The following is a 13,343-nucleotide window of genomic DNA, read 5'->3' as shown; positions in this document are numbered from 1 at the left end:
GATAGCCCGGTTTTACCTGTGCCTGCTCAAAGGCCAGTGCTGTCACGGCGTTTCGTCGCAGAGGCGGTCAGCAAGCGGACCAACTTCGCGCTGTCGTCCTTGCGACCCAACACCAGGATCGAAGAGCCTTGCGCGCAGGCATCGATGGCGGGCCACGAAATATCCTTCGCGCCATCGACATCGAAAGAATCATCCTCCGCGCCGTCAACCAGAAAGCCCGCCGTCAGCAAGCCACGCGTGCTGCCCGAGGTCTGTCCGACCGCAACGATCCGTTGGCCATCGATATCGTCCAGCGCGAAACCCGCTTGCCATTGCCTGAGGTCCAGAGCCCCTGGCGCTGGGGTGATCACAGGATTTTTGCGATTGAACGTTTCATCCATCGCACCGGTGTAAGTGATACCGCTGATGAACGCATGTTGAAGTTTCTCACCTTCAGATGACTCGACCGCCGAACCAAGCAGGAGCAGTCGCGCTGCCGTTTGCACAACAATCTCCGCCACGCTGCTTTCGAGCGGCTTGCCATCCCGTTGGATATTCAGCAGCAAAATCCCCTCGTCGCCGAATGCTTTTGCGAGGTTGCCGCTGTGATCGAACGCCATGACCAATCCCTGGTTGGTTATTTCTGTCTTGCCGTGCACAAGAATCAGCCCACTGCCGAGCTGGACGATCCCGAGCAAGGAAATGGCCACCCTCGGCAGGGTCAGGGGCATCCAGCCGTTGGCAGCGAACGTCAAATCGTCCGAGCCGTCGAAATGCAGCCGCGTGAGCAAGCCACTGCCCCTTTGCGAGGTGACAAACAGCAGTCTGTCCGGCTCGGTCACCTGTGGGACAGATTTCGCCAGAATCAGATGCCCATGCGTGGCACCGGCCAGCGATGGAATACGCATGGGCACAATCCGATAGCCGCTCCGGTCGCCGCCGAACTCGATGTCCGGCGAGCCGTCGGGGGAAAACCGGGCGATGACTTGCTGGTATTCCAGAGCCCTGTCTGTGACCACGCCGACCACACCGCACATCCAGATCCGTCCGAGCGCATCAACGATCAAGGATCCGCCTTGCGATAGCAGGCCGGTACCGAACTGGCCGCAGAGATAGCCGCCTTCACCAAAGGCCGGATCCGGATTTCCATTGCCATCCAGACGCGCGAGGCCGTAGTACGAATGGCCCGACTGCTCGACCGTTGCGTTGACCATGATCTGCCCCGACGGGGTGATCGCCACGCCTCTGCCAATGGTTTTGCTCGCTCCGGGAAATTCGAGCGTTCGTTGCCCAAACAGCTCATCGAGCTCCCCGGCTGACTGCGCGTTTGGTGAGTTTGCCGCGGCGGAGTTCGACATGTTCGTATGCTCTTGAAGAGATCGACTCGATCCCCTTGTCCGGAGCATTCGACCTGAAGAAGCCATTGCAGACAACTGACATAAATGACAGTTTTTCAGAAGAAAACGAAATTACTCACCGATCAAAAAAGCCTGAAGAACTGGTAGTTTTTACAGGTTCTAAGTCAGGCACGTCATGCCAACCTCAGCGTTCATATCCGCCGTAGACGAGAAGAACGATGAGCACTCGCGACGAGCAAATTTCACAACCGCCACCGGCGCCGACCATCACCTATCCAGAACAGGGCAGCACGACCGGGCCTGCAACACTGTTGCTCGGCAGCGGCATACCCGATGCGCTTGTGCAGGTCTGGAACATTGAAAATACCCATTCGCTCGGCGCAGGAAAGGTCAGCGCAAATGGACGATGGGCATTCAGCATCAGCGGCGCTCAGGCTCAGGGCCAGCAAAGGATTCACGCCCACCAGACGTACGCAGGCAACACGTCGCAATGGAGTGACGAGCGCGCATATGAGGTGCGACTGCGGCCCGCCATCGACGTCCCGCTCGTTCTCGAACCGATAGAGGGAGCACAGGTTGACGCGCCTCCGGTGTTTTCGGGAGATGTCACTCGGGCCGAAGGTTTCGTCAGTATTTTCGATCTGGACACCGGCCTGGAGATTGCCCGGGCCGGTGTCGAAAGCGACCGAAAATGGGCAACCCCGGCTGAGCACCGCTTGCCGGTCGGGCAGTACCGGATATCCGCTGTTCACAACATTGCCGGCGAAACTTCAGATTGGGGCCGTGTGCGGACATTTACCGTCGCGGCACGAACAGGCGATGAACTGCTCGGCGTCGCTCGCCTTCGCGCCCTCACTCAAAACGCATTACGGAAAATCTCTTCGATCTGGCGTTGATCCGCCGCTCGCGGATTGGTCAGTCCGCAGGCGTCTTTCAAGGCATTGGCGGCGAGCACCGGGATGTCGCTGAGCTTCGCGCCCAGCTCACGCAGTCCGCCGGGAATCTCGACGTCTTTGGCGAGGCTGCGAATGGCATGGATCGCCGCTTGCGCACCCTCCTCCGCGCTGAAACCACGAATATCCGCGCCCATGGCGTGAGCGACATCCCTGAGTCGATCAGCACAGACCAGCGCATTGAAGCTCTGCACATGCGGCAACAGTACGGCGTTGCACACGCCGTGGGGCAAGTCGTAGTAGCCGCCCAGTTGATGCGCCATGGCGTGGACGAAACCCAGCGACGCGTTATTGAACGCCATACCGGCGAGAAACTGCGCGTAAGCCATGTTCTCCCGCGCCGCCAGGTCGCTGCCGTCGCGCACGGCCAGACGCAGGTTGCTACTGATCAGGCTCATGGCCTTCAGCGCGCAAGCGTCGGTGATCGGGTTGGCGGCGGTCGAAACGTAGGCTTCGATGGCGTGGGTCAGTGCGTCCATGCCAGTGGCGGCGGTCAGGCCCTTGGGCATCGCAACCATCAACTCCGGGTCGTTGACTGACAGCAGCGGCGTGACGTTGCGGTCGACGATGGCCATTTTCACGTGGCGTGATTCGTCGGTGATGATGCAGAAGCGGGTCATCTCGCTGGCCGTACCCGCGGTGGTGTTGATGGCGATCAGCGGCAGTTGCGGTTTGCTGGAGCGGTCGACGCCCTCGTAATCGCCGATCTGCCCGCCATTGGTCGCGCACAGGGCAATGCCCTTGGCGCAATCGTGCGGCGAGCCGCCGCCCAGTGACACGACAAAATCACAGTGGTTTTCCTTCAACAGCCCCAGCCCCGATTCGACATTGGCCGTGCTCGGGTTCGGTCTGGCGCCATCGAAGATCACCGAATCGATGTCCTGCATCGCCAGTTTCTCGGCGATCATTGCGGCCACGCCGGCCTTGGCCAGCCCGCTGTCGGTGACGATCAGCGCCTTGCGAAAGCCATAATTGCGAATCGCGAGCATCGCTTCATCGAGGCAGCCGCTGCCCATGATGTTGACCGCCGGAATGAAGAAGGTGCTGCTCATCGTGTGTCTCCTGACTGGAGCCGGATCGACTGCCTCGATTCGGCGGGTGCACACAGCATCGACCGATCGGTCACCAGCAATGTTGATCTGGCTCAATGTCCGCTCGTGATAAAGTCGCCGTCCATCTGCCCTTTGTTTTGAGACCGCCCACGCAATGACCGATTTTCTCACTGTCGACGCCACCCTCGAAGACTGGAATGCCCTGCGCACCACGACCGCTTTCAGCGGTTTGCTGGTGGGCAACGGCGCCAGTCGCGCGGTATGGGATGACTTCGGCTACGACTCGCTGTTCGAAAACGCCCGTACGGTCGAAGAGAAACCGCTGAGCCCATCGGAACTGGCGGTGTTCGATGCGCTGCAAACCCGCAGCTTCGAGCAAGTGCTGGGCGCCCTGAAAACCACCAGCCGGGTCAACAAGGCCCTGGCGGTCAGCTCGGCGGCACCGCGCAATCGCTATTACGCGATCAAGGAAGCGCTGATCAACACCGTGCACGCGGTGCACATCCCGTGGCGGCTGGTGCAGCCTTCGACGCTGACGGTGCTGAATGCAGAACTGGCGCGCTATCGCACGGTGTTCACCACCAACTACGACCTGCTCAACTATTGGGCGCTGCAGCACCCGGGCGAAGCCATCGACGATCTGTTCAACGGCGCGGACGCCAGTTTCGACCTGAGCCAAAGCGCCACCGACAAACCACGTCTGCTGTACCTGCACGGTGGTCTACATCTGGTGCGCAATCAGGACGGCACCGCGCGCAAACTGACTTCGACCGAGGGCACTCTGCTCGGCAGTTTCGCGATCAACAATACGATCAAGACGCTGGATGACGTGCCGCTGTTCGTCACCGAAGGACCGAGCGCCGACAAGCTCAAGACTATTCGCAGCTCGGATTATCTGTCGTTCTGCTATGAGCAGTTACTGGCCCATGGCGACAGCCTGTGCATCTTCGGCCATGCCCTGGGCGAGCAGGATGCGCATCTGGTGCGCGCGCTGCGGTTGGCTAACCCGAAGTGCGTGGCGATCTCGATTTATCCGCGCAGCGCGGCGTTCATCCAGCATCAGAAGCGTCACTACGCCAAGGTGTTTGAAGGTACCGGGGTCGAGTTGCGGTTTTTTGATGCCAAGAGCCATGCCCTCGGTGATCCGAAATTGTCGGTACCGGTTGAGGTTTGATATTGGCCGGGCTGACGCGTTCGCGAGCAGGCTCGCTCCCACAATGGAATGTATTCCAACTGTAGGAGTGAGCCTGCTCGCGATAGCGGTCCGACAGGCGACATCTGAGTTGGATCTGATCGCCTCATCGCGAGCAGGCTCACTCCTACAAGGGAATTCGGTGCCCTCAGAGGACCGGCAGGGTCTTGTCCTTGATGACTTTGGTCGGGCCGTTGGCCTTCACGCTGGCGATGCCCTTGTCACAGGCGCCATCCGATGAATACGACTCGCTGCTGCCGATGATCTGGTGATTGGCCGCCTTGAGATTGAAGTAGGGATGGCCATCCCTGGTCGACTTTTTCTCGTAGCGCTCATCCAGCGGGCTGTTGTTCTGAACCGCAACAATGCCGCCGTCGGCACCGGCGCGGGTGCTGTAGAGCTCGCTGGTCAGAATCGTTTCGGCATTCGCCGCTTTCAACACGAACCTGAATTGGCCGTTGCTGCTTTTGCTCACTTCGTACCATCCGGACATGCCTGTTCCTCCTTGGGGGCGATTGCGAGATCTCGCGCTTCAGAGTAAAGACCAGCACCCGCGATCTGTCGCCTGAGCCGACTGCAAGCTGCAAGCTGCAAGCTGCAAGCTGCAAGCTGCAAGAAAAAGCAGGATCACCCAAATCAGGCACACCAGCGTCATGCTTCACTTGCAGCTTGCCGCTTGAAGCTTGCAGCTGCCTCTCAAGACATATAGCCGTCGGCGCGCAGCAGGGTTTCCAGGCAGTGTTCGCTGATGTGGTAGAAGGCTTTCAGCTCTTCGATCTTCGCCAACAGCTGCGACGGATCGACCGGTTCGGCGCGTTTCACCGCGAGAATCATCTTGTTCTTGTTGGTGTGTTCCAGCGAGATGAATTCGAAGACCTTGGTCTCGTAACCACAGGCTTCGAGGAACAGCGCGCGCAGGCTGTCGGTGACCATTTCCGCCTGCTGGCCGAGGTGCAGACCGTATTGCAGCATCGGCTTGAGCAGCGCCGGGCTCTGGATCTGCAGGCGGATCTGTTTGTGGCAGCACGGCGAGCACATGATGATCGACGCGCCCGAGCGGATGCCGGTGTGGATCGCGTAATCGGTGGCGATGTCGCACGCATGCAAGGCGATCATCACGTCCAGCTCGCTCGGCGCCACTGTGCGCACGTCACCGCATTTGAACACCAGCCCCGGATGCTCGAGCTTCGCCGCTGCGGCATTGCACAGGTTGACCATTTCTTCGCGCAGCTCGACGCCGGTGACTTCGCCCTCGGCCTTCAGGGTGTTGCGCAGGTAGTCGTGGATGGCGAACGTCAGGTAGCCCTTGCCCGAACCGAAATCGGCGACCCGCACCGGTTTGTCCAGCGCCAGCGGCGAGGAGGTCAAGGCGTGACTGAACACTTCGATGAACTTGTTGATCTGCTTCCACTTGCGCGACATCGCCGGGATCAGTTCATGCTGAGCGTTGGTCACGCCCAGGTCCTTGAGGAACGGGCGGCTCAATTCGAGGAAGCGGTTTTTCTCGCGGTTGTGCTCGGCGGACGGCGCTTCGCGCAATTGCTGAGGCTTGCTCTTGAACAGAGAACTCTTGCCCTTTTTGCTGTATTCCAGCTGCGCTTCGTCGGTCAGCGCCAGCAAGTGGGCATTTTTGAACGAGGTCGGCAGCAGCCCGGCAATCAGCGCCACGCCCTCGCTCAGCGGCAGGTTCTTGGTGATGTCGCGGGTCTTGTAGCGATAAACGAACGACAGGCACGGCTGCGCCTTGACCGTCACCGGCTTGATGATGACCCGCTGCAGATCCGCCTCTTCACCGACGTACTTGGCCAGCACCAGTTTGATGAAGCCGTTGTCGTCGAGGCTGGTTTGCAGCAGCTCGATGAACTGGGCGTGGTGATCTGGGGCCGGTCTGGCGGACGGCGCGGAAGGTGCGGTAACGGACATGGACAAACGGCCTCGGACGGGCGGAATCGGGAATGGCGGGTATTTTAGGGGGGATGGGGATTGGCGACACCCTCTTATTTACCCAACGGTCCAGAAGCCCCTCACCCCAGCCCTCTCCCGGAGGGAGAGGGGGCCGATCGAGGTGTCTTGCGCTCGACATCGACCTGAACGACCGAGTCGACTATGGCTGTCAGGATTTGAGTTCGAATCGGCATTTCAGGTCGGCGGAACTCGACAGAACACCTCACCAGCCCTCTCCCTCTGGGAGAGGGCTGGTGAGGGTCTGGATCTCAAGCGAGAAGGAATATCAGCCCAGAACCACCAACCGATTCGGCAACTCGTTCCGCACCTGCGTCACCGGCACATGCACCTTCAACAACTCGCCACAGGCCTCTACGCAGGTGACAAACCCCTCCAGCGTGCGGCCCTGGCGGACCTGTTCGGTAAATGCTGCGACGATCGCATCCCAGTTGCTGTTATCCAGCCGTTTGGAAATCCCCTCGTCCACCAGAATCTCCACATAGCGCTCAGCCTCGCAGACGAAAATCAGCATGCCCGTACTGCCCACAGTGTGGTGCAGGTTCTGCTCAAGAAACTGCCGCCGCGCCAGGTTGGAGGCACGCCAGTGGCGCACCCGGCGCGGCACCAGATAGGTCGTGATCTTTGGCAGGCGAAACAGCAGGCAGAGGACGATGAACATGCCCCACTGCACCAGCAACAGACTGCGCAGGGTCAGCCAGCCCGTGAGGTAGTGCACGATGCCCGGCAACACCAGCGCCAGCAGACTGGCCCAGAGCAGCGGGATGTACGCGTAATCGTCGGCGCGGGCAGCGAGCACCGTGACCAGTTCGGCGTCGGTGTCGCGTTCGACCCGGGCAATGGCCTCGGCGACTTTGCGTTGTTCGTGTTCAGTCAGTAATGCCATGTCGAAAAGTGCCTGCTCATTATTCTTTTGATCTCACCAGCCGCCGGACGAACCGCCGCCGCCGAAACTGCCCCCGCCACCGCTGAAGCCACCGCCGCCGCCACCGCCGCCAAAGCCGCCGCCACCGCCGAAACCGCCCCCTCCTCCGGAGCCGCCCCGACCGGCAGGCAGGATACCGAGCATCTGGCAGACAAACACCGTCAGGATGAACAACATCACCAGAAACATGAACAGCGCCGGATGCCGCGAGATGAAATCATCCGCCGGGTCGCCGCTGGATTCGTACACGGTGGACGGTTCATCGAGTGGATTGCCGCCCAATACCACCAGCATCGCAGCAACGCCGTCGCTGATGCCTTTGCTGAAGTTGCCGGTCTTGAACGCCGGGGTGATGACCTGATGGATGATCACCGACGACTGCGCATCGGTCAGGCGATCTTCCAGGCCATAGCCGACTTCGATGCGCAGTTTGCGCTCGTCACGGGCGACGATCAGCAGCGCACCGTTGTTCTTGTCCTTCTGGCCGATGCCCCAGTGCCGACCGAGCTGAACGCCGAAATCCTCGATGGTCGTGCCCTGCAGGTCCGGCAGCGTGACCACCACCAATTGCTCGCCAGTGGCCTGTTCGTGCGCCTGCAATTGCTGGCTGAGTTGCGCGCGCACCGTTGGCTCGAGCATTTGTGCCTGATCGACCACGCGTCCGCCCAGCGGCGGGAACGTCAATTCGGCCCGGGCGCTGACGGCGAACAGCCACAGCATCAGCACCAGGCCCAGTTTCAACACACGCATGGGCAACCTCGAATCAGAATTTCACTTCCGGGGCCTTTTCCGCGCCGGGCGTGGTGGCTTCGAAGGTTTCGCGCATCGGCAGATCGCTGTACATCACGCTGTGCCACAGGCGACCGGGGAAGGTACGGATCTCGGTGTTGTATTTCTGCACCGCCAGAATGAAATCGCGACGCGCCACGGCAATCCGGTTTTCCGTGCCTTCGAGTTGCGATTGCAGGGCGAGGAAATTCTGGTTGGCCTTCAGATCCGGGTAGCGCTCGGAGACCACCATCAGACGGCTCAACGCGCCGGTCAGTTGATCCTGCGCCTGCTGGAACTGCTTGAGCTTCTCGGGATTGTCGAGGGTGCTGGCATCGACCTGAATCGACGTTGCCTTGGCCCGTGCCTCGATCACTGCAGTCAGGGTTTCCTGTTCGTGGGCCGCGTAGCCCTTGACGGTTTCCACCAGATTGGGAATCAGGTCGGCGCGGCGCTGGTACTGGTTCTGCACCTGGCCCCAGGCGGCTTTCGCCTGTTCATCGAGGGTCGGGATATTGTTGATGCCGCACGCGGTCAACAGCGTGGCGAACACCAGCAACGTGGCGATCTGTAGACGTGAACGAGAGGTTGGGCTGATATTCATTGCAGTGATGCTCCATGACACATTTGATTTAAAAACCGAGCGCTGGGCATTCCCGGCCAGCGGTTGGGGCATAATCGGCGCCGCCACTGGCATGCGACGGGTTAATCGGCTAAAAAGTGCCCTTCGTGTTCACATTGCCGCGGTCGGCTGCGGTTTTCCGGCTCAGGGTTTTGCGCCGGTACCCGAACAACAATAGTCGCTCCCTACATTTTGGCTGGCCGGTGTTGCCTCACCGTTTGGGCCCTTGAGAAAAAATTCATGAAGAAGCTGTGTTTGCTGGGTCTGTTCGTCAGCCTGGCCAGTCATCAGGTACTGGCCGCCACGACCCCGGTACCCCTGGAGAACAAGGACGCTTTCATCAGCAATCTGATGAAACAAATGACCCTCGACGAGAAGATCGGCCAGTTGCGCCTGATCAGCATCGGCCCGGAAATGCCCCGCGAGCTGATCCGCAAGGAGATCGCCGCCGGCAACATCGGCGGCACCTTCAACTCGATCACCCGCGCGGAAAACCGTCCGATGCAGGACGCTGCCATGCGCAGTCGCCTGAAGATCCCGATGTTTTTCGCGTACGACGTGATCCACGGTCACCGTACGATTTTCCCGATTCCGCTGGCCCTCGCGTCGAGCTGGGACATGGACGCCATCGGCCAGTCCGGTCGGGTTGCGGCGAAAGAAGCCGCCGCTGACAGTCTCGACATCACCTTTGCGCCGATGGTCGATATCTCCCGCGACCCGCGCTGGGGCCGCAGTTCCGAAGGTTTCGGTGAAGACACCTACCTGACTTCGCGCATCGCCAAAGTCATGGTCAAGGCCTATCAGGGCGAAACCCCGAGCGCCGCCGACAGCATCATGGCCAGCGTCAAGCACTTCGCCCTGTACGGCGCGGTCGAGGGCGGGCGCGACTACAACACCGTCGACATGAGCCCGGTGAAGATGTACCAGGATTACCTGCCGCCCTACCGCGCGGCGATCGATGCCGGCGCTGGCGGTGTGATGGTGGCGTTGAACTCGATCAACGGCATTCCGGCCACGGCGAACACCTGGCTGATGAACGACCTGCTGCGCAAGGACTGGGGCTTCAAGGGCCTGGCGGTCAGCGACCACGGCGCGATCTTCGAACTGATCAAGCACGGCGTCGCCCGCGACGGTCGTGAAGCGGCGAAGCTGGCGATCAAGGCCGGCATCGACATGAGCATGAACGACACCCTCTACGGCAAAGAGCTGCCGGGGCTGCTCAAGTCCGGCGAAATCGAACAGAAAGACATCGACAACGCCGTGCGCGAAGTGCTCGCGGCCAAGTACGACATGGGCCTGTTCAAGGATCCGTACCTGCGCATCGGCAAGGCTGCAGATGATCCGGCCGACACCTACGCCGAAAACCGCCTGCACCGCGCCGAGGCCCGTGAGGTGGCGCGTCGCAGTCTGGTGCTGCTGAAGAATCAGAACGAAACCCTGCCGCTGAAGAAAGACGCGAAAATCGCCCTGGTCGGCCCGCTGGCCAAGGCGCCGATCGACATGATGGGCAGTTGGGCCGCCGCCGGGCGTCCGGCGCAATCGGTCACCTTGTTCGATGGCATGAGTGCGGTGATTGGCGACAAGGCCAACCTGATCTACGCCCGTGGCGCCAACATCACAGGCGACAAGAAGGTCCTCGATTACCTCAACTTCCTCAACTTCGACGCCCCGGAAGTGGTCGATGACCCGCGCCCGGCCAATGTGCTGATCGACGAAGCGCTGAAAGCGGCGAAGGATGCTGACGTGATCGTCGCGGCTGTCGGTGAGTCCCGTGGCATGTCCCACGAATCCTCGAGCCGCACTGACCTGAACATCCCGGAAACCCAGCGCGAATTGATCCGCGCGCTGAAAGCCACTGGCAAACCGCTGGTGCTGGTGTTGATGAACGGCCGTCCACTGACGATTCTCGAAGAGAACCAGTCGGCCGACGCGATTCTGGAAACCTGGTTCAGCGGCACCGAGGGCGGCAACGCCATCGCCGACGTGCTGTTCGGCGACTACAACCCGTCGGGCAAACTGCCGGTCACTTTCCCGCGCTCCGTGGGCCAGATCCCGACCTACTACAACCACTTGAGCATTGGCCGGCCATTCACGCCGGGCAAACCGGGCAACTACACTTCGCAATATTTCGATGACACCACCGGCCCGCTGTTTCCGTTTGGTTACGGCCTGAGCTACACCACGTTTGCCCTGAGCGACATGGCGCTGTCATCGACCACGCTGAATGCCACGGGCAAGCTCGACGCCAGCGTCATGGTCAAGAACACCGGCAAGCGTGATGGCGAAACCGTGGTGCAGTTGTACATCCAGGACGTCACCGGCTCGATGATCCGCCCGGTGAAAGAACTGAAGAACTTCCAGAAGATCATGCTCAAGGCCGGCGAACAGAAAGTCGTGCACTTCACCATCACCGAGGACGACCTGAAGTTCTACAACGCCCAGCTCAAATACGCAGCCGAGCCTGGCAAGTTCAACGTACAGATCGGCCTGGATTCGCAGGCGGTGACGCAGCAGAGCTTTGAACTGCTGTAACCCATGAAAGCAAAAGATCGCAGCCTTCGGCAGCTCCTACAGGGTGTACATCCTGCCATTGTAGGAGCTGCCGAAGGCTGCGATCTTTTGATCTTGCTTCAACCGCGGCGGTCGAGAATATTCACCACCAACCGATCCACCCAGCCCCACACCCGCTGCTTCACCCGCCGCCACAACGGCCGGCGCTGCCATTGCTCCAGGCTCACCAACTGACTCAAGCCGAAGTCCTTCACAAAGCTCGCCTCCACCGCCGCCGTCAGCGCCGGATCCAGTGCCTCCAGATTCGCCTCCAGATTGAAACGCAGATTCCAGTGATCGAAGTTGCACGAGCCGATGCTCACCCAATCGTCCACCAGAACCATTTTCAGGTGCAGGAAGCACGGCTGGTATTCGAAGATCTGCACCCCGGCCTTGAGCAGGCGCGGGTAGTAGCGATGCCCGGCGTAGCGCACCGAAGGGTGATCAGTCCGCGGCCCGGTCAGCAACAGACGCACATCGACACCGCGTGCCGCGGCTTTGCGCAGGGAGCGGCGGATTTGCCAGGTTGGCAGAAAGTACGGCGTGGCCATCCAGATGCGTTGCTGGCCGCTGTTCAAGGCGCGGAACAGTGATTGCAGAATGTCGCGGTGCTGACGGGCATCGGCGTAAGCCACACGGCCCATGCCCTCGCCCTTGTCTGGTACGCGGGGCAGACGCGGCAAACCGAAATGCGCGGCCGGTCGCCAGGCGCGGCGGTAACGGTTGGCAATCCACTGCCGATCGAAGAGCAATTGCCAATCGAGCACCAACGGGCCACTGATCTCGACCATGACTTCGTGCCACTCGCTGACATCATGGCCCGGCGTCCAGAATTCATCGGTCACGCCCGTGCCGCCGACCACCGCGAGGCATTGATCGACCAGCAGCAATTTACGGTGATCGCGGTAGAAGTTGCCGACCCAGCGCCGCCAGCTCAGGCGATTGTAGAAACGCAGCTCGACGCCCGCCTCGGTCAGGCGCTGACGCAGTGTCAGGGTAAACGCGAGACTGCCGTAATCATCGAACAGGCACCGGACACGCACACCGCGCTCGGCCGCCGCGACCAGAGCCTGGACGATGGCTTCGGCGCAGGCGCCGGCCTCGACCAGATACAGCTCCAGTTCGATCTGCTCCTTGGCGAGGGCAATGTGCTCGAGCATGCGCGGAAAGAATTGCGGGCCGTCGATCAACAGTTCGAAACGGTTGCCGTCACGCCAGGGGAACACCGCACCGCGCATGTCAGCGCGCCGTGAAGATCAGCACCGCACCCACCGGCACCGACAGACTGATGGCCGACAGGTCGGCGAGTTTGCGCAGGTTTTCCAGGCCCGGCGCCAGATCGAAATCCTCGGCGTTGATTACCAGCGGCTCCAGGGTCACCACCTGAAAGCGTCGATCATCGAGACGCGTGGCGAGCAACTCGGCCGGGTATTCGTGCTGCTTGCCGTGCAGGCTGACGGTCAGCGGCAGGCGTAATTCCAGCTGCGCGCCGGGGGCCAGATCGTTGATCGGGCGCAGGTCGATCTGCGTGGTGATGGTCGCTACGGGGAATTGCTCGATCTGGAACAGCTCTTTGCGCATGCGTTCATCACGCAAGGGAATGCCACTGTTGATCGATTCGAGCTCGACTTCGACTTCGGCGCGACCGTTGGGATCGACCTTGCCGTGCAGCACCAGAAAGCGCTGCACTTCCGACACGCTGGCATTTTTGGTGCTGACGAACGACAGCCGCGACGATTCGCCGTCCAGATACCAATTGGCCTGGGCCGGCAGTGCAGCGGCGGTCAACAGCAGACTGGCGAAGGTTGTATAGAGGGAGCGGTTGAACATTGAACACTCATGGGGGCGATAAACCTACACGAACCTTAACCGCCTCCACGGTTATTGCAAACTGGAGATCACCACTGATTGATTGGCTGGTGAAATCCTGTAGGAGTGAGCCTGCTCGCGATGACGGAATATCAGTCGACATCTTTTTTAAA

General features: G+C 60.7%; 12 protein-coding genes. 3 read left to right on the top strand and 9 right to left on the bottom strand.

Annotation, left to right across the window (positions count from 1 at the left end; translation table 11 throughout):
• Positions 1-26: 26 nt before the first annotated feature.
• Positions 27-1,337 carry an NHL repeat-containing protein gene (locus QRN33_RS21095; RefSeq protein WP_285409871.1) on the bottom strand — a complete coding sequence of 437 codons (1,311 nt, stop codon included), beginning with the start codon at positions 1,335-1,337 and terminating at the stop codon, positions 27-29.
• A 218-nt stretch (positions 1,338-1,555) separates the two neighbouring features.
• Between QRN33_RS21095 and QRN33_RS21090 the strand changes: the two genes are divergently transcribed.
• Entirely contained in the window at positions 1,556-2,233 is a 678-nt protein-coding gene (locus QRN33_RS21090; RefSeq protein ID WP_281922707.1) for a hypothetical protein, read from the top strand.
• Here the strand turns inward: QRN33_RS21090 and yiaY are convergent.
• On the bottom strand, positions 2,194-3,342 hold the full coding sequence (gene yiaY / locus QRN33_RS21085) for an L-threonine dehydrogenase (RefSeq protein ID WP_285409867.1): 1,149 nt from the start codon (positions 3,340-3,342) through the stop codon (positions 2,194-2,196). The two genes, QRN33_RS21090 and yiaY, sit on opposite strands and share 40 nt — an antisense overlap.
• 154 nt (positions 3,343-3,496) lie before the next feature.
• Here yiaY and QRN33_RS21080 point away from each other — a divergent pair, with 154 nt between their 5' ends.
• Entirely contained in the window at positions 3,497-4,516 is a 1,020-nt protein-coding gene (locus tag QRN33_RS21080; RefSeq protein WP_285409865.1) for a DUF4917 family protein, read from the top strand.
• 166 nt (positions 4,517-4,682) lie between these two features.
• On the opposite strand, the gene QRN33_RS21075 is transcribed toward QRN33_RS21080, so the two are convergent.
• The 5 genes from QRN33_RS21075 to QRN33_RS21055 form a co-directional block, all read right to left on the bottom strand.
• Complete coding sequence (locus tag QRN33_RS21075) at positions 4,683-5,027, bottom strand: YegP family protein (protein ID WP_285409863.1); 345 nt, start codon at positions 5,025-5,027, stop codon at positions 4,683-4,685.
• Between the two features lie 203 nt (positions 5,028-5,230).
• The gene (locus QRN33_RS21070; protein ID WP_285409861.1) at positions 5,231-6,457 is read right to left on the bottom strand and encodes a class I SAM-dependent methyltransferase; all 1,227 of its coding nucleotides are present in this window, start codon (positions 6,455-6,457) and stop codon (positions 5,231-5,233) included.
• Between the two features lie 307 nt (positions 6,458-6,764).
• Positions 6,765-7,382, bottom strand: a complete 618-nt coding sequence (locus tag QRN33_RS21065; protein ID WP_285409859.1) for a TPM domain-containing protein — start codon at positions 7,380-7,382, stop codon at positions 6,765-6,767.
• Positions 7,383-7,415: 33 nt separating this feature from the next.
• A complete protein-coding gene (locus QRN33_RS21060; protein WP_285409857.1) occupies positions 7,416-8,171 on the bottom strand; it encodes a TPM domain-containing protein in 756 nt (251 codons plus the stop codon).
• 13 nt (positions 8,172-8,184) lie between these two features.
• On the bottom strand, positions 8,185-8,793 hold the full coding sequence (locus QRN33_RS21055) for a LemA family protein (RefSeq protein WP_042608173.1): 609 nt from the start codon (positions 8,791-8,793) through the stop codon (positions 8,185-8,187).
• A 258-nt stretch (positions 8,794-9,051) separates the two neighbouring features.
• Between QRN33_RS21055 and bglX the strand changes: the two genes are divergently transcribed.
• A complete protein-coding gene (gene bglX / locus QRN33_RS21050; RefSeq protein WP_252875727.1) occupies positions 9,052-11,343 on the top strand; it encodes a beta-glucosidase BglX in 2,292 nt (763 codons plus the stop codon).
• A gap of 98 nt (positions 11,344-11,441) precedes the next feature.
• Here bglX and QRN33_RS21045 read toward each other — a convergent pair whose 3' ends face one another.
• Positions 11,442-12,599 (bottom strand): phospholipase D-like domain-containing protein, encoded by a 1,158-nt coding sequence (locus QRN33_RS21045; RefSeq protein WP_065615220.1) that lies wholly within the window; start codon positions 12,597-12,599, stop codon positions 11,442-11,444.
• Between the two features lies 1 nt (position 12,600).
• A complete protein-coding gene (locus QRN33_RS21040) occupies positions 12,601-13,191 on the bottom strand; it encodes a YceI family protein (RefSeq protein ID WP_285409853.1) in 591 nt (196 codons plus the stop codon).
• Positions 13,192-13,343 lie beyond the last annotated feature (152 nt).

The sequence above is a fragment of the Pseudomonas sp. FR229a genome, from assembly GCF_030209115.1.
Classification (GTDB): Bacteria; Pseudomonadota; Gammaproteobacteria; order Pseudomonadales; family Pseudomonadaceae; genus Aquipseudomonas; species Aquipseudomonas moraviensis_A.
Note: the sequence above shows the minus strand (reverse complement) of the source record. Positions and strands in the feature narration are given on the sequence as shown.

Coding starts and splice junctions, on each gene's coding strand:
- QRN33_RS21095 (WP_285409871.1), bottom strand. CDS start 1,337: ATGTCGAACTCCGCCGCGGCAAACTCACCAAACGCGCAGTCAGCCGGG.
- QRN33_RS21090 (WP_281922707.1), top strand. CDS start 1,556: ATGAGCACTCGCGACGAGCAAATTTCACAACCGCCACCGGCGCCGACC.
- yiaY (WP_285409867.1), bottom strand. CDS start 3,342: ATGAGCAGCACCTTCTTCATTCCGGCGGTCAACATCATGGGCAGCGGC.
- QRN33_RS21080 (WP_285409865.1), top strand. CDS start 3,497: ATGACCGATTTTCTCACTGTCGACGCCACCCTCGAAGACTGGAATGCC.
- QRN33_RS21075 (WP_285409863.1), bottom strand. CDS start 5,027: ATGTCCGGATGGTACGAAGTGAGCAAAAGCAGCAACGGCCAATTCAGG.
- QRN33_RS21070 (WP_285409861.1), bottom strand. CDS start 6,457: ATGTCCGTTACCGCACCTTCCGCGCCGTCCGCCAGACCGGCCCCAGAT.
- QRN33_RS21065 (WP_285409859.1), bottom strand. CDS start 7,382: ATGGCATTACTGACTGAACACGAACAACGCAAAGTCGCCGAGGCCATT.
- QRN33_RS21060 (WP_285409857.1), bottom strand. CDS start 8,171: ATGCGTGTGTTGAAACTGGGCCTGGTGCTGATGCTGTGGCTGTTCGCC.
- QRN33_RS21055 (WP_042608173.1), bottom strand. CDS start 8,793: ATGAATATCAGCCCAACCTCTCGTTCACGTCTACAGATCGCCACGTTG.
- bglX (WP_252875727.1), top strand. CDS start 9,052: ATGAAGAAGCTGTGTTTGCTGGGTCTGTTCGTCAGCCTGGCCAGTCAT.
- QRN33_RS21045 (WP_065615220.1), bottom strand. CDS start 12,599: ATGCGCGGTGCGGTGTTCCCCTGGCGTGACGGCAACCGTTTCGAACTG.
- QRN33_RS21040 (WP_285409853.1), bottom strand. CDS start 13,191: ATGTTCAACCGCTCCCTCTATACAACCTTCGCCAGTCTGCTGTTGACC.